The sequence below is a fragment of the Streptomyces sp. NPDC032198 genome (genome assembly GCF_040636975.1).
Classification (GTDB): Bacteria; Actinomycetota; Actinomycetes; order Streptomycetales; family Streptomycetaceae; genus Streptomyces.
The window spans coordinates 611971-631007 of record NZ_JBEZVL010000002.1; the positions used below are offsets into that span (position 1 = coordinate 611971).

At 69.3% G+C, this 19037-nt stretch carries 16 protein-coding genes; 9 read left to right on the forward strand and 7 right to left on the reverse strand.

Annotation, left to right across the window (positions count from 1 at the left end; all coding sequences use genetic code 11):
• From AB0E78_RS07950 to AB0E78_RS07965, 4 genes are all read left to right on the forward strand, one after another.
• Nucleotides 1–171 carry a hypothetical protein gene (locus AB0E78_RS07950; RefSeq protein WP_361829422.1) on the forward strand — a complete coding sequence of 57 codons (171 nt, stop codon included), beginning with the start codon at nucleotides 1–3 and terminating at the stop codon, nucleotides 169–171.
• Nucleotides 172–343: 172 nt separating this feature from the next.
• On the forward strand, nucleotides 344–844 hold the full coding sequence (locus tag AB0E78_RS07955; protein WP_361829424.1) for a BlaI/MecI/CopY family transcriptional regulator: 501 nt from the start codon (nucleotides 344–346) through the stop codon (nucleotides 842–844).
• A gap of 9 nt (nucleotides 845–853) precedes the next feature.
• Complete coding sequence (locus AB0E78_RS07960; protein WP_361829426.1) at nucleotides 854–1387, forward strand: amino-acid N-acetyltransferase; 534 nt, start codon at nucleotides 854–856, stop codon at nucleotides 1385–1387.
• Between the two features lie 223 nt (nucleotides 1388–1610).
• Nucleotides 1611–1949 carry an Lsr2 family protein gene (locus tag AB0E78_RS07965; protein WP_361829427.1) on the forward strand — a complete coding sequence of 113 codons (339 nt, stop codon included), beginning with the start codon at nucleotides 1611–1613 and terminating at the stop codon, nucleotides 1947–1949.
• Here AB0E78_RS07965 and AB0E78_RS07970 read toward each other — a convergent pair.
• The gene (locus AB0E78_RS07970) at nucleotides 1928–2521 is read right to left on the reverse strand and encodes an SCO3374 family protein (protein WP_361829429.1); all 594 of its coding nucleotides are present in this window, start codon (nucleotides 2519–2521) and stop codon (nucleotides 1928–1930) included. The genes AB0E78_RS07965 and AB0E78_RS07970 overlap by 22 nt on opposite strands.
• Before the next feature lie 441 nt (nucleotides 2522–2962).
• Between AB0E78_RS07970 and AB0E78_RS07975 the strand changes: the two genes are divergently transcribed.
• On the forward strand, nucleotides 2963–5488 hold the full coding sequence (locus AB0E78_RS07975) for an ATP-dependent Clp protease ATP-binding subunit (RefSeq protein WP_361829431.1): 2526 nt from the start codon (nucleotides 2963–2965) through the stop codon (nucleotides 5486–5488).
• Nucleotides 5489–5631: 143 nt separating this feature from the next.
• Here AB0E78_RS07975 and AB0E78_RS07980 read toward each other — a convergent pair whose 3' ends face one another.
• Genes AB0E78_RS07980 through AB0E78_RS07990 form a run of 3 tightly spaced genes read right to left on the reverse strand, consistent with a single transcriptional unit; the run spans nucleotide 5632 to nucleotide 11284 of the window.
• Complete coding sequence (locus AB0E78_RS07980; protein ID WP_361829433.1) at nucleotides 5632–8196, reverse strand: NACHT domain-containing protein; 2565 nt, start codon at nucleotides 8194–8196, stop codon at nucleotides 5632–5634.
• A 57-nt stretch (nucleotides 8197–8253) separates the two neighbouring features.
• Complete coding sequence (locus AB0E78_RS07985) at nucleotides 8254–10809, reverse strand: NACHT domain-containing protein (RefSeq protein WP_361829435.1); 2556 nt, start codon at nucleotides 10807–10809, stop codon at nucleotides 8254–8256.
• A gap of 58 nt (nucleotides 10810–10867) precedes the next feature.
• Nucleotides 10868–11284 carry a VOC family protein gene (locus AB0E78_RS07990; protein ID WP_361829437.1) on the reverse strand — a complete coding sequence of 139 codons (417 nt, stop codon included), beginning with the start codon at nucleotides 11282–11284 and terminating at the stop codon, nucleotides 10868–10870.
• A 144-nt stretch (nucleotides 11285–11428) separates the two neighbouring features.
• On the opposite strand from AB0E78_RS07990, the gene AB0E78_RS07995 reads away from it, so the two are divergent.
• From AB0E78_RS07995 to AB0E78_RS08005, 3 genes are all read left to right on the forward strand, one after another.
• Nucleotides 11429–12442 carry a YafY family protein gene (locus AB0E78_RS07995; RefSeq protein WP_361829440.1) on the forward strand — a complete coding sequence of 338 codons (1014 nt, stop codon included), beginning with the start codon at nucleotides 11429–11431 and terminating at the stop codon, nucleotides 12440–12442.
• 123 nt (nucleotides 12443–12565) lie between these two features.
• Nucleotides 12566–13297 (forward strand): DUF4232 domain-containing protein, encoded by a 732-nt coding sequence (locus AB0E78_RS08000; protein ID WP_361829442.1) that lies wholly within the window; start codon nucleotides 12566–12568, stop codon nucleotides 13295–13297.
• Between the two features lie 93 nt (nucleotides 13298–13390).
• Nucleotides 13391–13933, forward strand: coding sequence for a hypothetical protein (locus AB0E78_RS08005; protein WP_361829444.1), 543 nt, complete (start codon nucleotides 13391–13393; stop codon nucleotides 13931–13933).
• On the opposite strand, the gene AB0E78_RS08010 is transcribed toward AB0E78_RS08005, so the two are convergent.
• Nucleotides 13914–14108, reverse strand: a complete 195-nt coding sequence (locus tag AB0E78_RS08010) for a DUF397 domain-containing protein (RefSeq protein ID WP_361829445.1) — start codon at nucleotides 14106–14108, stop codon at nucleotides 13914–13916. The two genes, AB0E78_RS08005 and AB0E78_RS08010, sit on opposite strands and share 20 nt — an antisense overlap.
• Nucleotides 14105–15007 carry a helix-turn-helix transcriptional regulator gene (locus AB0E78_RS08015; RefSeq protein ID WP_361829447.1) on the reverse strand — a complete coding sequence of 301 codons (903 nt, stop codon included), beginning with the start codon at nucleotides 15005–15007 and terminating at the stop codon, nucleotides 14105–14107. Before AB0E78_RS08015 ends, AB0E78_RS08010 begins: the two co-directional genes overlap by 4 nt.
• A gap of 321 nt (nucleotides 15008–15328) precedes the next feature.
• Between AB0E78_RS08015 and AB0E78_RS08020 the strand changes: the two genes are divergently transcribed.
• Nucleotides 15329–15757, forward strand: a complete 429-nt coding sequence (locus AB0E78_RS08020) for an ATP-binding protein (protein WP_361829448.1) — start codon at nucleotides 15329–15331, stop codon at nucleotides 15755–15757.
• Here AB0E78_RS08020 and AB0E78_RS08025 read toward each other — a convergent pair.
• Entirely contained in the window at nucleotides 15747–18890 is a 3144-nt protein-coding gene (locus tag AB0E78_RS08025) for an NACHT domain-containing protein (RefSeq protein ID WP_361829449.1), read from the reverse strand. The two genes, AB0E78_RS08020 and AB0E78_RS08025, sit on opposite strands and share 11 nt — an antisense overlap.
• Nucleotides 18891–19037 lie beyond the last annotated feature (147 nt).

Below are 19037 nucleotides of genomic sequence, written 5' to 3' on the forward strand. Positions count from 1 at the left end.
ATGGAATACGTCTCCGCGCTCCTGCCCCCCGTAGTGATGGCCGTGTTCTTCGGCGGTCTCATCGTGACGATCGTGAAGACCCAGGGCGGCGCCAACAAGGCGAAGGAGGACGCGGCCGTCGACGCCGTGCTCTCCCGCGCCGAAGGCGCCCGGCAGACCCCCAAGGCCTGACCGGTACCAGGCCGAGGCCTGACCAGGGCTTCCGGTGACCCGAGGTCACCATCCGCACACTCTTGGCGTACGACTCGCTCACATTCCGAGTCGTACGCCCTTTTTGTTGGGGAAATGGCACCTCCGCCACGTCCGTCACGTCATTAGTGACATCTCCCACTATTGTTCTGGTGTGCCTCGCCCCTTGGGAGAACTCGAAGACTCAGTCATGACACGGGTGTGGAAGTGGAACCGCCCCGTGACCGTTCGAGAAGTCCTGGAAGACCTTCAGCAGGAACGGTCCATCGCGTACACCACTGTCATGACCGTTTTGGACAATCTTCATCAGAAGGGCTGGGTGCGCCGTGAAGCGGAAGGCCGTGCCTATCGATATGAGGCGGTCTCCACTCGGGCCGCCTACGCCGCCGCACTGATGAACGAAGCATGGTCGCAGAGCGACAACCCGGCCGCCGCTCTCGTCGCGTTCTTCGGGATGATGTCGGAGGAACAGCGCGAAGCACTCAGTGACGCGATGCGGATCGTGGGCCCCGTCTCTCAGGCCCCGATCTCTCAGGCCTCCAACTCCGAAGCCCCGATCTCCGAACCCTCGATCTCCGAAGCCCCGATCTCCCGAGATCCCGCCACTCAAGCCGCGGAGAACCCCGGCGAGGCGGAGCCCGAAGCAGAGCGATAGCGTCCGGTCATGCCAGCAGAACCCCCTGAACTCAGCGCTAAAGCAGTCTCCGTACGCCGGGCGCGCACAGCCGATGTGCCGGTCGTGCGCAACCTCCTGGACTCCTACGCCCGTCAGGGGATCCTGCTCGACAAAGCGACGGTCGCGCTTTACGAGTCCCTCCAGGAGTTCTGGGTGGCGGAACGCGACGACAACGCCGAGGTCGTCGGCTGCGGCGCCCTGCATGTGATGTGGGAAGACCTCGCGGAAGTCCGCACTCTCGCCGTGAACCCCGACGTCAAGGGGGCCGGAGTGGGGCATCAGGTGTTGGGGAAGTTGCTGCAGACCGCTCGCTGGCTCGGTGTCCGGCGGGTTTTCTGTCTCACCTTCGAAGTCGACTTCTTCGCGAAGCACGGCTTCGTGGAGATCGGTGAGACACCTGTCGACGGAGATGTCTACAGCGAGCTGCTGCGTTCCAAAGATGAGGGCGTCGCGGAGTTCCTCGGCCTCGAACGAGTGAAACCGAACACCTTGGGCAACAGCCGGATGCTTCTGCATCTGTGATCGTCGCCGGTATTCCGGGCTGCCTGCTGCCCCGGTTCCCTATGTCCGAAACGCGCATGTTTCCTGGGTTCTCGGGGTCGTCGGTCTCTCCCGGGGGTTTGTGTTTTCCCAGCAAAAGCGGTTTGCTTTCCGACGTACTGCAGTACTGCATATAACAGGGGGCGGCGATTCTGCGGCTCACGCCGTGCGATCCGGCCCTAAGTTATCGATGAAAGGAAATCCGGTGGCACAGAAGGTTCAGGTCCTTCTTGTCGATGACCTCGACGGTGGCGAGGCAGACGAGACCGTGACGTTTGCGCTGGACGGCAAGTCGTACGAGATCGACCTCACCACGTCGAACGCGGACAAGCTCCGCGGTCTCCTTGAGCCTTACCTCAAGGGTGGTCGTCGTACCGGTGGCCGCGGTTCGGCCGGGCGCGCCAAGGCCCGTGCCTCTGCCGCGAGCGGCGGTCAGGACACCGCGGCGATCCGTGCCTGGGCGAAGGACAACGGTTTCGAGGTCAACGACCGCGGCCGTGTCCCCGCTTCCATTCGCGAGGCCTACGAGAAGGCCAACGGCTGACGACGGGTCCGTCGCAACCGGACCCGGTGGCACTGCGTTGCCGCCGTGTCCACAAGCCGTACGAGACCGGAGCCCACGGCGGGGTCGCTGTGGGGCACGGTGCCACCCCCCACGCAGGACAGGGACGGCAGTGCCGGCAGCGTCGGCTCCACCTCGCACCCGGGCTCTGGGGGTCGCAGCCACACGGCGGCCCCCTGCGAGCCGGACCACCCCGGAGGCGTGGGCGCGTCGATCCGTCCGCCCGCACCGATGGCCGTGAGGTCCAGTGGGATGTCACCCCACTCCAGCCACTCCAGGAGCCCGGGCAGTTCGTCGGCGCTCCCCGCGGCCACGAAGAGCCGCATCGATTCTCCTCGCAGAGCCACCGGAGCCTTCGGTCCGAGATGCCTCAGCGCGGCGAAGCCGGCCTCGGCGGGCAGCTGCAGTACGTCGAAGCGGAGCCCCGTCAGGAGCCGCACCGGCAGCCCGGGGCGGCGGTCCTCCGTCGCCCAGCCGAGTTCGTTCTCGTACCACTGACGCACCGGGTCGCTCTGCTCGACCGGTACACGGGGCTGGGGAACGGTGAAAGCCATGCATGGAGCAACCGCCCGGAAGCGTCCGGGGTTACGCAGCGTGTCGTCACGATCGCGCTCAGTGCCCGGAAAGGGGGCGTAAGGGCGTGTTCGGCCGCGCAAGGGTGTTCGCCCGTAGCGGAGGGAACCGGCGCGCGCCGCATGGAGTGTCAGTCCTTGCGGGTAAGACATCCCTAGTGGGGAGGGGCGACACACGCGCGAGGCCGTCTCACGTTCGCCATCGGCGTAGTGGTGGTGAGGGTAAGTGCTTGGCCTGCGGGAACATCGTCTCGCACCATCGGGTTGGAGCAGTTGTCGGCGTTCGGGGTCAGGAGGCACCTCTTGTTCTCGGCCGGGTGTCGGCAGTTGGAATGAGCGGTCCCCGCTTGCGGGACTAAGCTGCGGAAGGACAGGGAGGGGACAGCCCCCTTACTGCCTGACCGCTCTGAGGAGCGATTAACGATGTTCGAGAGGTTCACCGACCGCGCGCGGCGGGTTGTCGTCCTGGCTCAGGAAGAAGCCCGGATGCTCAACCACAACTACATCGGCACCGAGCACATCCTCCTGGGCTTGATCCACGAGGGCGAGGGTGTCGCCGCTAAGGCCCTGGAGAGCCTCGGGATTTCGCTCGAGGCGGTCCGCCAGCAGGTGGAGGAGATCATCGGTCAGGGCCAGCAGGCCCCGTCCGGCCACATCCCCTTCACCCCCCGTGCCAAGAAGGTCCTGGAGCTTTCGCTCCGCGAGGCCCTTCAGCTGGGCCACAACTACATCGGCACGGAGCACATCCTGCTCGGCCTGATCCGCGAGGGCGAGGGCGTCGCAGCCCAGGTCCTCGTGAAGCTGGGCGCCGATCTCAACCGGGTGCGGCAGCAGGTCATCCAGCTGCTCTCCGGATACCAGGGCAAGGAGACCGCCACCGCCGGCGGTCCTGCGGAGGGCACGCCTTCCACGTCCCTGGTGCTCGACCAGTTCGGCCGGAACCTCACCCAGGCCGCTCGTGAGTCCAAGCTCGACCCGGTCATCGGGCGCGAGAAGGAGATCGAGCGGGTCATGCAGGTGCTGTCCCGCCGCACGAAGAACAACCCCGTGCTCATCGGCGAGCCCGGCGTCGGCAAGACCGCCGTCGTCGAGGGCCTGGCGCAGGCCATCGTCAAGGGCGAGGTGCCCGAGACGCTGAAGGACAAGCACCTCTACACGCTTGACCTCGGCGCGCTGGTCGCTGGCTCCCGCTACCGCGGTGACTTCGAGGAGCGCCTGAAGAAGGTCCTCAAGGAGATCCGCACCCGCGGCGACATCATCCTGTTCATCGACGAGCTCCACACCCTGGTGGGTGCGGGCGCCGCCGAGGGCGCGATCGACGCCGCGAGTATCCTCAAGCCGATGCTGGCGCGAGGCGAGCTGCAGACCATCGGTGCCACGACGCTGGACGAGTACCGCAAGCACCTGGAGAAGGACGCGGCCCTCGAGCGCCGCTTCCAGCCCATCCAGGTCGCGGAGCCGTCCCTGCCGCACACCATCGAGATCCTCAAGGGTCTGCGCGACCGTTACGAGGCCCACCACAGGGTCTCCATCACGGACGAGGCGCTGGTGCAGGCCGCCACCCTGGCCGACCGGTACATCTCGGACCGCTTCCTGCCGGACAAGGCGATCGACCTGATCGACGAGGCCGGTTCCCGGATGCGCATCCGCCGGATGACCGCGCCGCCGGACCTCCGCGAGTTCGACGAGAAGATCGCGGGCGTGCGTCGCGACAAGGAGTCGGCCATCGACTCCCAGGACTTCGAGAAGGCGGCGTCTCTCCGCGACAAGGAGAAGCAGCTGCTCGCGGCGAAGGCCAAGCGCGAGAAGGAGTGGAAGGCCGGCGACATGGACGTCGTCGCCGAGGTCGACGGCGAGCTCATCGCCGAGGTCCTCGCCACGGCGACGGGCATTCCGGTCTTCAAGCTGACCGAGGAGGAGTCCTCGCGTCTGCTGCGCATGGAGGACGAGCTCCACAAGCGGGTCATCGGCCAGAAGGACGCCATCAAGGCGCTTTCGCAGGCGATTCGTCGTACGCGCGCCGGTCTGAAGGACCCGAAGCGTCCCGGTGGCTCGTTCATCTTCGCCGGCCCGTCCGGTGTCGGTAAGACGGAGCTTTCCAAGACGCTCGCCGAATTCCTCTTCGGTGACGAGGACGCCCTGATCTCCCTCGACATGTCGGAGTTCAGCGAGAAGCACACGGTCTCGCGTCTCTTCGGTTCGCCGCCCGGATATGTCGGTTACGAAGAGGGCGGTCAGCTGACGGAGAAGGTCCGCCGCAAGCCGTTCTCGGTCGTCCTCTTCGACGAGGTCGAGAAGGCCCACCCCGATATCTTCAACTCGCTGTTGCAGATCCTGGAGGACGGTCGTCTGACCGACTCCCAGGGCCGGGTCGTGGACTTCAAGAACACGGTCATCATCATGACGACCAACCTCGGCACGCGGGACATCTCCAAGGGCTTCAACCTCGGTTTCGCCGCCGCGGGTGACGTCAAGACGAACTACGAGCGCATGAAGACCAAGGTCAACGACGAGCTGAAGCAGCACTTCCGCCCGGAGTTCCTGAACCGTGTCGACGACACGGTGGTCTTCCACCAGCTCACCGAGGAAGACATCATCCAGATCGTCGACCTCATGCTCGCCAAGGTGGACGAGCGTCTCAAGGACCGCGACATGGGCATCGAGCTCAGCGGTGACGCGAAGAAGCTCCTCGCCAAGAAGGGTTACGACCCCGTCATGGGCGCCCGGCCGCTGCGCCGGACGATCCAGCGCGAGGTCGAGGACATCCTCTCGGAGAAGATCCTCTTCGGCGAGCTCCGCCCCGGCCACATCGTGGTCGTCGGCACGGAGGGTGAGGGCGACGAAGCCAAGTTCACCTTCCGCGGCGAGGAGAAGGCGGCGCTTCCGGACGTCCCGCCGATCGAGCAGGCGGCTGGTGGCGCCGGGCCGAACCTGAGCAAGGAGGCGTAAGCCTCCGGCCCGCAGAGCAGTGCAGGGGCTGCCCCGGATCGTTTCTTACGGTCCGGGGCAGCCCCTTTCTGGCTTTGTCCGGCTGCGGGTGCGTTGTGGTTGCTCGCGCAGTTCCCCGCGCCCCTTTGGGGCGCTCCCCGCGGCTACGACGTGATCGTGATCCCCTCCGGTACGTTCCGCACGCGGGGGAGGCGGGGGTTCACCCGCAGGACGCTCAGGTTCGGGAAGCGGGCGAGCCAGGACATGTCCGTGTCGGCCAGCTCGGCGGTGACCCACAGATGGGTGAGCTGCTCGTGCTCCAGGCCGTCGAGAAGCTCCTCGGTGCGCATGACGCCCACGACCTGGATCCACGGCCGCCCGCCGAGGTGCCGCAGCGCCGCGAGCTCGGCGGTGTCGGACACCGGGAAGTACAGGCCGACCGGATCGAGGTGGGCGATGATCTCGCGCGCGTACCGCTCCGTGTCGAAGTGCCGCCAGGGGCGGACCAGCTCGGTGCGGATGGACAGCGCCGAGCGGTGGCGCAGCCGGGCGAGGTAGTCGATGGCGGCGTCGTCCTGGACGCGGGTGGCCGTGATCGCCAGGAGGAGCGCCTGCTGGTCGCTCGGCACCTGCTCGGGGTCCGGCAGCTGCTCCAGGACGATGGGACCGACCCAGCCGAGGCTGCGGGCGGCCAGCTCCGTCGTGGGGCGCACGAGGTTCTTTGTGCGGTCGTGGACGAGCTGCTGCACCGCCGGGTCGAGCTCGGTGACGTGCTCCAGACAGGCCGCGGCCATCAGGCGCCGGTGGTTCACGTGCGGGCGGCGCAGGTTCGGGGCGGCGGCCAGGAGCCGCTCCAGGAAGTCGGCGCACTCCTCGGGACGTGCGTGGGCGGCGGCCATGCGGATGACCTCCTCCCACTCGGCGCGGTGCGCGTGCTCGACGAGGGCGCGGAGCCGGCCCCGGGCCACTATCTCCTTGGCGGCCAGGTAGTCCTGGAAGGTGCGGTGGATGAAGTCCACCGAGAGGCCCGCCTGTTCGCGAAGGAGCCCCGTGCGGTGCAGCAGATGACGGAAGATCTTCTCGCCGTCGCCCTCGGCGCGTGCGGAGGGGATGGCGGGCAGGGCGCCGTCCAGGATGGAGACGACGCGCTCACGCGGCAGCTCCGAGACGCCCTCCTCCACCATCGCGTGGGCCAGCTTGCGCAGGAGCAGCTCCCGGGGGCCCTGCTGGAGGCGCACGTCATCGGCGTACAGGACGTCGCGTTCGGGGTCGCGGCGCTGGAGGAGCATCTCCAGGGCGGCGTCGTACAGCTCCTTGCGGCCTTTGGGCAGGGAGCCGGAGCGGTCGCGGTTGAGGGCGCATATCAGGCCGCACATCAGGGGGTTGGTGGCGAGCTGGCGCAGCTCGCGGTAGATGCGCACGGAGTGCAGCAGCCGCTCCTCGTACTCCCGCAGCTTGTCGCGGTCCGCCTGTTCCTTGCACTGGTCGTCGCTCATCGCCGCCGCGTGCCAGTCATGGATGAAGCGGGTGACCTGGTCGCGTGACATCGGCGCGAGGGAGAGTTCCTTGAAGCCCTCCTCGGCGAGGCGCTCCTGGGCGAGCCAGCCGTCCTCGACGGCGGAGGGGCGGGACGTCACCAGGCAGCCGTTGCCGGAGAAGATGCGCAGCAGGCGCCGCAGCTGGTTGCGCAGCTCGCCGCGGGTGGCCTCCGGGGCCTCGTCGATCCCGTCGACCAGGAGCATGGCGCGGCCCGCGAGCAGCGTGCGCACGACCCAGCCCTCCGGTGCCTGGTCGGCCAGCGGGTGGCGGATGGCGTGCAGGAAGTCGTCCGGGGCGGGGAAGCCCTCGCGGGCGAAGCGGCGTACGGGCAGCACGAAGGGCACCCGGGCGCCCTCGCGCGCCGCGGCCACGGCGAGCCACTGCACGAGGGTCGTCTTGCCCGAGCCCGCCACACCGCGCAGCAGCACCCGCTCGGGGCCCTCCAGGGCCCGGTCGGCGAGCAGCACGGTCCGTGGTTCACCCGGTACGCCGCTGCCGCTGCTCTCCTCCGCCTCCAGGCTGAGGTAGGTGTCCTCAAGGGCCCAGCGGTCCGGCGCGTTGGCGAGGTCCACGCCGACGATGGTGAGCCAGCCGTGCTGACGTACGACCTCCTCGGCGTACAGGGACTCGAAATCCCGGTCCTCCTGCGAGCGTTCGGGCTGGCGGGCGGCGGCCTCCGCGTCGTTCAGGTCGATGAGCTGGCGGATGCGGCTCGCCCGCTCGGCCATGTGCCGCTGGATGTACGGGGAGCGCCGGACGAAGTGGTAGAGGACGTGCAGGCACACGGCCACGAGCAGTTCGTCGTGGAACCACGCGGCGCCGGGGGAGAGGGAGCGGTCCGCGCCCTGCACGGCGCCCCTCAGCCGCCGTGCGTAGTCCTGCGGCCCGAGGCGCACGGCGTCCACGTCCGTGAGGTCCAGTTCGCCGATGGCAAGGAGCGTGCGCGTCAACACGTCGACCACGGAAGCGAGTTCGGTCGACGGTGCGGCGCGCGCCTCGGCGGCGACGTGGACGAAGTCCGCGGCGGTGCGGTGCACGTCGTCAGGTGTCGCCGGGGCGTCGGCGCCGCGCCAGGTGGCGAGGGCGGCGATCAGGTCGGGCGTGACGGGCGGCTGCTCGGTGGGCAGCCGGATGAGCCGTTGTACCAGGGGTGCGGCGAGCGTCGAGGGGATGCGGACAACGGGCTCCATGGACATAGCGGGTCCCTGCGGGTGGGATGTCGTGTGTCGTGGAGGGTCAAGGGTAGGTCAACTCCTCCACGGTGGCGGGGTGATGAGTTCGATCCGGCCCGGCGCCTGCTGCGCCACCGCCTCAGCCACCTCAGAGGCCACATGGACCCTCCTGAGGTTCGGGAAGACCGACAGCCAGGCCAGTCCTTCGACGGGGTGGGACGCCTCCAGGCCGAGCCGGGTGAGCTTCTCGCCCACGATCAGTTCGGTCAGGTCCTCGACGCGGTAGGCGCCCACGACCTGGATGTCCGCCCAGCCGCCGATGGCACGCAGGGCACGCAGGTCATCGGTGTCGCGCACGGTGACCCGGGGCTGGCGGGGCAGGTACGCGAGTATCTCGCGGGCGTAGAGCTCGCGGTCGAAGCGCGGCCAGCACGCGGCGAGGGTCCGCTGGACGTCGATGTTCGGGTGCTCGCGGAACTGGGTCAGGAAATGCAGGGCCGACTCGCTGCCCAACTCGCTTGCAGCGCGCACGACATGGCGTGCCGTCGCGTCGTCGAGCCCCTCGGCGGAGGGCAGCAGCGAGAGCACCAGCTCACCGCCGACCCGCGCCAGTTCCTCGGCCTCCGCGCTGGATCCGGGCGGCACGATCAGGCGCACCCCGACCTCCACGAACGAGCGGATCGCGGGCGCCACCTCCGCCGCGTACGGCAGCCCGGCGGCGGCAAGGAGCTTGCCGCGCGGGGTGCCCTGCTCGACGAGCCGCCGCAGCATCTGCTCGGCCTCCTTCGGCCGCGCGTGCGCGATGGCGAGCAGGACGACGTCCTCCCACTGGTCCTTGTCCGCGTTGTTCAGGAGCAGATCGAAGTCCAGTTCCTGTACGGCGAGACGGGAGCCGAGGTAGTCCTGGAACGTCCGGTGGAGGAAGTCCACGCGCCCGTCGGCGGGTTCGCGCAGCAGACCGGAGCGCAGCAGGAGCGAGGTGTAGATCTCCTCGGCGTCGCTGTTCAGGTTCAGCGAGGGGAGCGCCTGCGTGATGATGTGCAGCGCGTCCGAACGGTCCATCTCCGAGCGGCCGTTGCGGATCAGCCACCACGCGAGCCGCTGAAGGAGCTGGATCTGCGTCGCGTACGGAATCCGCACGCCGCCCGGATCGTCCAACCCCCTTTCCCTGTCGCGCCGTTCGAGCAGCATGGAGAGCGCGGCCTCGTAGAGCGATTTCCTGTCCTCGGGCAGGAAGCCGTTGCGGTCCCGGTGCAGGGCGCACAGCATGCCGCACATCAGGGGGTTGGTGGCGAGGCGGTTCAGCTCGGTCGTGGTCCGTACGGCCTGGAGCAGGGACACCCCGGTGGACGCGTCCGCCCGGGCGGCACTGTGCCAGCGGCGTACGAACGTGGCGACGTCGTGCCGGGACATCGGGGAGAGCGTGAGTTCGTTGAAGCCGGCGGCGGTCAGCCACTGCTCGGGGACGGCGGACGGGCGTGAGGTGACGAGCCACAGGTTGCCGGGGAAGGTCCGCGCCAGCTCGCGCAGCCACCGGCGGGCGCTCTCCCGCCGGTCACCGGCGATCTCGTCTATCCCGTCGACGAGGAGCACCCCGCGCCGGGCGCGCAGGACGCGCTCGACCCAGCCGCGCGGCTGCTCGCCCGCGACCGGGCAGGCGACGGCGTCCAGGAACTTCCCCGGGGTGGGCAGCTCGGCCCCCGGCCGCAGGATCCGCCGCATCGGCAGGACGAACGGCACGCGCCCGATGAGGTGCGTGAGCCCGTGCTCGTACGTCCGGCTCGCCGCCGTCACGGCGAGCCACTGGACGAGGGTGGTCTTGCCGGACCCGGCGACCCCGCGCAGCAGGACCTGGTCGTGCTGGGCGAGGACCTGCTCGGCGGGGACGTGCAGTCCGCTGCCGCCGGGGCCGGTGCGCTCGCGGGTGGCTTCGAGGCTGAGATAGGCGGTGTCGAGGGGCCACTCGCTGGTTCCGGCGTCCAGGCCGTAGATGGTGAGGGTGCCGTGCCGCTCGCCGATGTGGGTGGCGTACAGCGCCTCGAAGGCGGCGTCCTCGGCGGTCTGCGAGGGCAGGCGGTCGAGAAGGATGTCCAGGGTCTGCACGAGGCGGGCCAACTGCTGTGTCTGTACGAGCTGTTGGCGAGCGATGAACGTGGACCGCTGGGAGAAGAAGTTGAGGATGTGCAGGGCGGCGGTGTGCAGGAGCTGGTCGTAGAAGAATTCGGCGTCGCGGGAGAGGGCGGAGACGGACAGGAGCGCCCGGGCGCGGAGCTCGCTCGCGAAGGCCTCGGGGCCCAGGGCGACGGCCTCGTAGTCCTCGATGGTGAGGGTGCCGAGGACGGCGAGCGTGCGGGCGAGGGCGTTCCTGACGGCGAGGGCCTCCGCCGGATCGACGGGCTGCTCGCGGGGCCCGGCCGCCTTGAGCGCCCTGCGGACGAGCTCGTCGGCGACCTTCTCGACGTCCTTCGGCGTGACGTTGCGCTTCTCGCCGCTGAACGAGACGAGCGAGGCGATGCGCACGGGCTTGTCCACCAGGGCCGCGCCCGGCTGGTCCGGCACGAAGAGCTTCTTGATGAGCGGCACGACGACGCCGGACGCGATGCGGGCGCCTAGCGCGCTGGCTTCGACCATGTGTCGAGAGTAGGTGAAGGGGCTTGGGGGCGGGGGCAGTTGGGGCTCCGCCCTGACTTCAGTGGGTGGACTTCTCGACGGCGGCGAACTTTTCGATGGCGGCGGGCGTGACCGGGGTGAAGAAGTTGACGAGGTTGCCGTCGGGGTCGCGGAACAGGAGCGCGCGGTTGCCCCAGGGCATCGTGGTGGGCTCGTTGACGAAGTCCTCCACGAAGCCGGTCAGGTTCCTGTGCACGGCGTCCACGTCGTCGACCAGGAATTCGAGGATGACGCTGTGGTTGTCGGCGGGCCGGGCGGAGCCGGGCGCGAACAGGGGGACCGTGCGGGTGCTGCCGATCGCGAGGGTGGCCGAGCCGACCCTGAGCTCGGCGAAGTCCTCGGTGGGCCGGTCGGCGGTCGCTCCGGTGGCGCGCTCGTAGAACGCGACGAGGCGGTCGACGTCGCCGGTGATGACGCGGACAGAGACGAAGTTCATGGGTTTCTCCAGGTCACAGGGTTGTGCAGGGGTGCACCGGGTTGCGGAGCAGGGCCGCTCGGTGGTTCTGATCGGTGCTTCTGAATGAACGCTACGACCTATACCGGGCGGAACCCGCCCGGTATCTGCGGGAGACTTCTCCCCATGTCCCGTCCCATCGCCCGCGTACTCACCCTGCTGGAGCTCCTGCAGTCCGGCGGCCTCCGCACCGCGGCCGAACTGGCCGACCGGCTCGACGTCGACGAACGCACGGTGCGGCACTACATCGGCCACCTCGTCGACCTCGACGTGCCCGTCGAGTCGGTGCGCGGGCGCCACGGCGGCTACCGGCTCACCGCCGGTTTCCGTATGCCTCCGCTCATGCTGAGCGACGACGAGGCGCTCGCCGTCCTGCTCGGCCTGGTCGCGGGGAGACGGGCCGGTCTGACCACGGCCACGGGCACGGCGAGCGAGACGGCGGCGGCCAAGATCCGGCGGGTGCTGCCGGAGCGGCTGCGGCGCAGGCTCGACGCGGTGCTGGACTCGGTCGCTTTCACCGTTCCGCCCGGTGGCACGGCAGCCCCGGAATCGGCGGTCCTGCTTCCGGTCGCCGACGCCGTGGCTCACCACCGGCCGGTCTCGATCCGGTACACCGCGGGGAACGGCCGCCGCAGCGAACGCACGCTGCACCCGCACGGGCTCGTGGCGCACTCGGGCAAGTGGTACGTGACGGCTGCGGATCTCGGGAGCGGCGAGGACCGGATGTTCCGGCTGGACCGCATCGCCGAGGTGCGGACCCTGCCGGGCTCGTTCGAACCGCCGGCCGGTGTCGACGCGGCGCAGCGGGTTCTGACGGGGCTCGCCACGGCTCCGTACCGGTACGAGGTGAGTCTGTGCGTCCAGGGTACGGCCGAGGTCGTCCGCGCCCGGTTCCCGGCGGGCGTCGCGGTCGTGGAGGAGCTGCCGCCGCCGGGTGACGCGGATCCGGGGGCCGCCGAGCCCTGGTCCCGCGTGGACATGCGGGTGGAGCGGCTGGACTGGCTGCCGGCCGTGCTCGCCTCACTGGACCGCCCGTTCGTCATCGAGCAGCCGGATGAACTACGGGGCCTGGTAGCGGAGTTCGCCGAACGACTTGCGGTGTCGGCGGCCCGGCGAAAGGCCCCGCGAACAGGCCTTTGAGGTTGGTCACGGATGCGTTAGGCGGAAGTTAGCGGGACGGGAACCCGGCATTAGCGGCCTCCACCAGAGTCGGTGTTGTTCCCAGGGAGGGGACGCCACCCACCACCTACCGGGGGACACGCCATGCGCTCCAACACCACCATCCGTGGAAACCGTCGCCGCAACCTGCGCTTCGCCGCCGCGGCCCTGACCGTCGCCGCGAGCCTCTCGCTGACCGCCTGCAACGGCGATGACGTGACGGGGCAGGGCGATCCCTCGGCCGCGTCGAGTGCGTCCTCCTCGGACAGCGGCTCGGGTTCGTCGGGCGGCGGGTCGGGCTCGGGCGGGTCGGAGCAGGGCGGCGGTAAGGACTCCGCCGAGAAGAGCTCCGCCGGGCAGGGCACGGCTGCCGGGAGCGGCGGTTCGGGTCAGAGCGATCAGAGTGCCGCGCTCGGCAAGTGCCGTACCGACGACGTGGACGCCTCGGCCTCGGACAGCACCATCGACGGCGACGACGAGGGCTCTGTCGCGGTGGAGCTGAAGAACGTCGGCGGCAAGGACTGCGTGATGTCCGGCTTCGCCGGTGTGGACCTGGAGACCAGCGAGGGCCCGCTGTCCGCCGCGCGCAGTGGCAAGCCCGCCGACCGGATGGTCCTCAAGAACGGCAAGTCGGTGTTCTTCAGCATCAGCTACCCGATGAACGACTCGGGCGGTTCCGGCGTGGGCATCACCGGCCTGACCGTGACCCCGCCCGGACAGACGAAGTCGCTCTCCATCGAGTGGCCCGGCGCCTCCAGCCTGCCCGTCACCGACGGCGCCGGCTCCCCGGTCAAGGTCTTCCCGATCGGCAGCGCGGGCCAGGGCGGCGCCTCCTAGGCCCCGCAGGCCACTCAGTACGTCATCCAGTACGTCATCCAGTACGTCACCGAGCGCGCCACCCAGGATCGACTTCTTCACGAGGCGAACGTCATGAGCAGCACTTTTCTGAGGAGCGGCAAGGCGCGTTGGGCCGGCCTCGCCAGTGCCCTGTTACTCGCCGCGGGCGGCACCACGGTGGCGATGGCCACGGGTTCGGACTCCGACTCCGCGCCGCGTGCCTCCGCTTCTACCTCCGCCCCTGCCAAGGCCAGTGCGGACAAGGGAACGGTCACGAAGGGCCAGCTCCAGCCGGGGGACGCCTTGTCGTCGCACAACTTCCGCCTGCGGATGGACGGCGCCCCCGTCGAGAACCTCCAGGAGGTCTCCGGTCTGGAGGACCAGAAGGTGACCCTGGTGCGGGGCGCCACCCACAGCGCCGAGGTCGACCGCTGGATCGAAGCCGCCACCGAGGACCGCGAGGGGCGCCTCAAGGACGTCACCCTTGAGCTGCTCGACTACCAGGACGGCACCGTGAAGCAGTATCACCTCAAGGGCGCGTTCGTGGAGCGCATCGACCGCCCCGCGACCCCGAACCCCGACACCCCGGGCGCCGAGACGCTCACGGTCCGGTTCTTCACCCTGACCATCGAATAGCCGGGCCGTTGAGGGTACGTATCAGGGCCGCGAGAGCTTCGGGTGTAGTGGTGAGGGCCGTCTCCGGGGCGTCGCTCTCACGAAGGCGCACGGTGCCGTCCTGGGGGGCGGCGACGTAGACGCAGTTGGCCTGGTCGCCGCTGAAGGACGACTTCTGCCAGTCGAGCGTGGTCATGCTTGTGCCTCCTGGAGCGTGTACAGGACGTGTTGTACGAGGCCGAGCGAGTCCCTTGCCGCGTGTGTCACCGGGATCACCGTCGCGTCGATGGCGGGGAGCGCGGCAGCGCTCAGCCGTTCGAACTGGCGGCGGTACTTGGCCAGAGGTTCCTCTTCGTACAGGAACATGGACTGGGCCGGATGCTCCAGCAGTACGGTCTCCAGCGCGCTGTCGTGCGAGGCGATGTGGCAGAACGGTGTGGTGAGCGCCGACACCGCGACTGCGGTGAAGGGCATGATCTGGATCTCCACATGCGGGAGTTCGGACAGCTCGACCAGCTTGAGCAGTTGCTGGTGCATGACGTGCGGGCCGCCGAAGCGCATGTGGAGGGCGGCTTCATGGATAACGGCGTGGATGTGCGGAGGATTGTCGGCCCTGAGCGCGCGCTGGCGCTCCTGGCGGAAGCGGACAGAGGCCTCGATCTCCTCCGCCGTGCTCACCGCGTCGCTGGCTTCGAAGATGGCGCGTGTGTAGGCGTCGACCTGGAACAGCCCCGGCAGGAACAACGACTCGTAGGAGCTGAGCGCTGCGGCTTCGGCCTCCAGCTCGGCCAGGTCGAGTGCGGACGCCGGGAGTTGGGATTTGTAGCCGGTCCACCAGCCCTTCCCGTTCGACTCGGCCAGGTCCACCAGGGCATCGACGTAGGTTGAACTAGTAACCCCAAATGTGCCGCACAGTGTGCGGATGCGCTCGGCGGAGATCGGGGTGCGCCCGTTCTCCGCGTGGGTCAGGTGTACACGTCCCATCCCGATGACTTCTCCGGCTGCCTGCACAGTCAGCCCACTGCGCTCACGCAACCTTCGGAGCTCGAACCCGAGTCGGACCTGGCGCTCGGTGGGAGCTGTTCGCAGTGCCAACGCTGTCTCCCCTTGTGAAGGTGGGGACAGTTTGCCCCGCGCCGGGGTCTCGGTCCACCAAAGGTGAGCTTTAGCTTGAACAAGTAACCCCTGTATCGCTACGGTGTGTGTGGCGACGCTCACACGCTGATGGTGGAAGCCTCGCTGCTGGCGCAGTAACCCCGTGCCTGCCCGCAGAAGCGCACTGCCCGATCCAAGTCACCGTGCCGGACGGCGACTTGTTCGCGAGGGGCGGTAAGCCACTGCGGCCGGGCGATTGTCAGGTCAGGCGAGATCATCACCGCCACAGCGAACCCCCGACGCGCGCCTTGGAGGCGTCTCATGGGCGTAACCGTGCATGACCCGGTATGCGGACCCGAACAACCGGAACACCCCGAACCCCCGCGTGCCTACACCCTGTTCGCCCCGGCGGACGCCAGCTCCCCGAAGATCTGCCGTGACTTCGTGCGCGGCGCACTGCTGACCCTGGGCCTGGCCCACCTCGCCGAGGCCGCCGCGCTCTGCACCTCGGAGCTGGTGACCAACGTCCACCAGCACACCAAGGGCGACGTCCACCTGAGAGCCGCCATCGCAACGACGCACGTACGCGTCGCGGTGTACGACGCAAGCCACCAGCTCCCCTCCCCCAGAAGCGCCCCCACCGAGGCCGAGGGCGGCCGGGGCCTGTTCCTGGTGACCGCACTGTCGGACCTCTGCGGGGTGACGCCTGCCGGGGGCGGCAAAGGCGTGTGGTTCCAGCTCAATCGTTGAGGAACGCGTAGGTGTCCACCTCGACGTGAGCGGGGAGGCCGGCAGCCCCCCGCACCTGTTGCGCCGGTGCCGTGACGTACCTGAGGGCGGGCAGCAGGGCCGGCAGCGAGGAGACGTCCACCGGATCCTGGTCGGGGAGCAGCGGCAGCCGGAGGTGGGTGAGGCGCGGCAGCACCCGGCCGACATGCGCCTTCGCGGTGTCCCAATCGTCCCCCACGTTCAGGATCAGGTCCGTCACGCCGGGCAGGACCATCCCCGCGGGCGCGGTGGCGAACGCCTCGGACGGGAGAGTCAGTTGGGTGAGGCGGGGGAGGCGGGTGAACGCCTCCCAGTGCGCCGCGGAGCTGGGGCCGAATCGCTTGCCCAAGATCACCCACTCCAGCCCTGGCCATCTGTCGAGGTGGTGCAGGTCTTCCACCTGATCCGCGTCGAGGATCCCGAGGCTGCGCAGAGGAGCCCCGGCGGGGAGCGATGAGAGACGGTACGGCTCGCTGATCTCACAGAGGCGCAGGTCCTCCAGGTCGAGCAGCGCATCGAGTGCCTCGTCCGTGAGGCGGGCGGGGGATACCCCGAGCAAGAGGTAGGTGGGTGCGGCGGCGGCGAGCAGCCGGGATGCGGCCTCTGGCGAGACGGTCCCACGGATGTCCAGCCGTCGCGGACGAAGCCGCAGACGTTCGAGCTCGGCGACCTGTTCGTCGCTGCGCAGGGTGAAGTGGACCTGCCCGTCGTCCAGGTGGGCGATGACCTGTTCCGCGTACGCACGACAGTCGTAGCGGCCCCACCCCCACATGAGCTGACTCCGTATGTCGAGACCGGGATGCCGGGCGAGTCGTGCGAGGAAGGGGATCGCGGCGTCCGACTTGATGTGCGTCGCGGTGATCGCCACATACTTGGCGGCCTTGTCGCTGAGAGTGTCCGGTCCGGGGAGCAGGTCGAGCACCATGGCTCCGACGGCGCCGAGATCGCGGGCGTCCTGGCTGCTGCGGGGTGGAATCAGCTTCTTCATCCGCCGCTCCACCTCCTGCCGCACCTCGGGTGCCAGTTCCGCCGCGTGCTCCAGGCATGCCGCGGCCAGCAGATGGATCCGCTTCCGGGCGCGCTCCTGCGGGTGGCTGTCGCCGGAGGCGAGCAACCCCCTGATGATTTCTGCCCGTTCACGCGGACGGGCCTGCGCCACGGCCATCCGGACGACGTCCTCCCACTGATCGTCCGCCGCGTGCAGGGCGAGTACCCCGAAGTCGCCCTCGTCCACCGCCGCCCTGGCGCCCAGGAAGTCCTGGAAGGTGCGGTGGACGAACTCGACCGTACCGGGGCCCGGTTCGCGGAGAAGACCGCTGCGGAGCAGGAAGTGGCCGTACACCGCCTTCGCGTCGCCGAGCGCCGCCACCTCCGGCACCGCGGGCAGCGCGTCGGCGATGATGGCCTCCGCCCGCGAACGGTCCATCTCCGTACGGCCGTTGCGGATCAGCCAGTAGGCGAGGCGTTGCAGCAGTTGGAGCTGCGGCTCCTCCCGGAGCTCCGGTACGTGCATGTCGCGTTCCCGGTCCCGGCGGATCAGCAGCATCGACAGGGCCGCCGCGTACAGATCCTTCCGGCCCAGGGGGAGGAAGCCCCGCCGGTCCCTGTGCAGCGCGCAGATCAGACCGCACATGAGCGGGTTGGTCGCGAGGCGGCCGAGGTCCGGCTTCACCGCCACCGCTTCCAGAAGTTGCCCCTCGTACGCGAGGAGGGGCTCGTCCTCCTCGGGCGCACCTGTGCGTGCCGCCCGGTGCCAGCGGTGGATGAACGCGGCCACCTCCGACCGGCTCATCGGCGACAGCGTCAGTTCGGTGAACGCCTGCTCGGCCAGCCAGTCCTCACCCACGGCCGAAGGGCGCGACGTCACGAGCCACCGGTTGCCGGGATACGCGTCGATCAGGTCGCCGAGCCACTCCCGGGTGCGTGAGCGCTCCGACTCCGGGACCTCGTCGATGCCGTCGACCAGGACCAGCGCCCGGCCCGCCGTCAGGACACGGGTCTCCCAGTCGGTGGGCTGCGAACCCGCCAGGGGGGAACCGACCGCCCTGAGGAAGTCCGCGGGGGCGGGGAGGCGCTCGCCGTGGCGGGTGAGGGTGCGCAGGGGGAGTACGTAGGGGATGCGGTCGTGGAGGTACGTCATCCGGCCGTCGGGACCGGCGGGGTCGGCCGCGCTCGCGCTCACCGCCAGCCATTGCACCAGCGTCGTCTTGCCGGAGCCCGCCTCGCCCCGCAGGAGCACGCGCTCGTGGTCCGCCAGGGCCTGGTCGGCGGGGCGGGCAGCCTCGAATTTCTGGTTGAAGGTCGCCAGCGCCTCGCCGAGGGATTCCCGCAGGGATGAGGCCCTCATCTCCGGGTCGGAGCCCGAGGGCAGCGTCGCGAAATCCAACTCGAAGGACGTGTCGGGCGAGGGGCGTGCCGTCGCCTCCAGCGACATGTACGCCGCGTCCAAGGGCCACCGTCCCGGCGAATTCACCAGATCGATCCCGAAGATCGTCAGTCGGTTGTGCTTCCTCGCGACCGCCGCGAGATAGCGCCGCTCGAAGCGGGCGTCGAGGGCGTCCACGCGGGGGCTGCGCGCGATCAGCTCGTCGAGCCTGGCGATGAGCTCCGCCTGCGTACGGCTCTGCTCGACCAGGGAGCGGGCCACGAACGTGGAGCGCTGCGTGAAGAAGTGCAGGATCTGGAGGCAGGCCCACTCGGTGACCGATCCGAGGAAGAGGTCGGCGTCGGCCGACAGGCCGGTCGGGGGCGTTGCGCGCAGCAGCTCCCGCGCGAGCGCGCGGTGGCCCATGGTGACCGCCTCGATGTCGTCGAGGCCAAGATCGCCGAGTACGAGGAGCACGCGGGCCAGGGCGTGGGTGACCGCCGTCCTCTCCTCCTCGGGGAAGGGCCGCTCACCCGGCGAGGACAGGGACTGATCCACCAGCCGGGCCGCGAGCCGCTGCACGTCCTGGTCGGTGAGGGTCCGCTTCTCGCCGCGGAAGGAGACGAGCCCGGAGATGCGCACCGGCCTGTCCACCAGGCCCGCGCCCGGCCCTTCCTGCACGAACAGCTTCTTGACCAGCGGTGCGACCAGGCTCGATGCCAGGCGGGTGCCGAGGACTGCGGGATCCATGTGCCGTTCCCCCCGAGGGCCGTGAATCGGTGGCCAAGCGTAGTCCCCGTCACACTCACCCTTCGGTGGATCTTGCGGTCCGGTGACATGACGCACAGGCGATTTGTCCGGTACTAGACGGAATAGTGGTGCCGCCCAGCCAGGGCG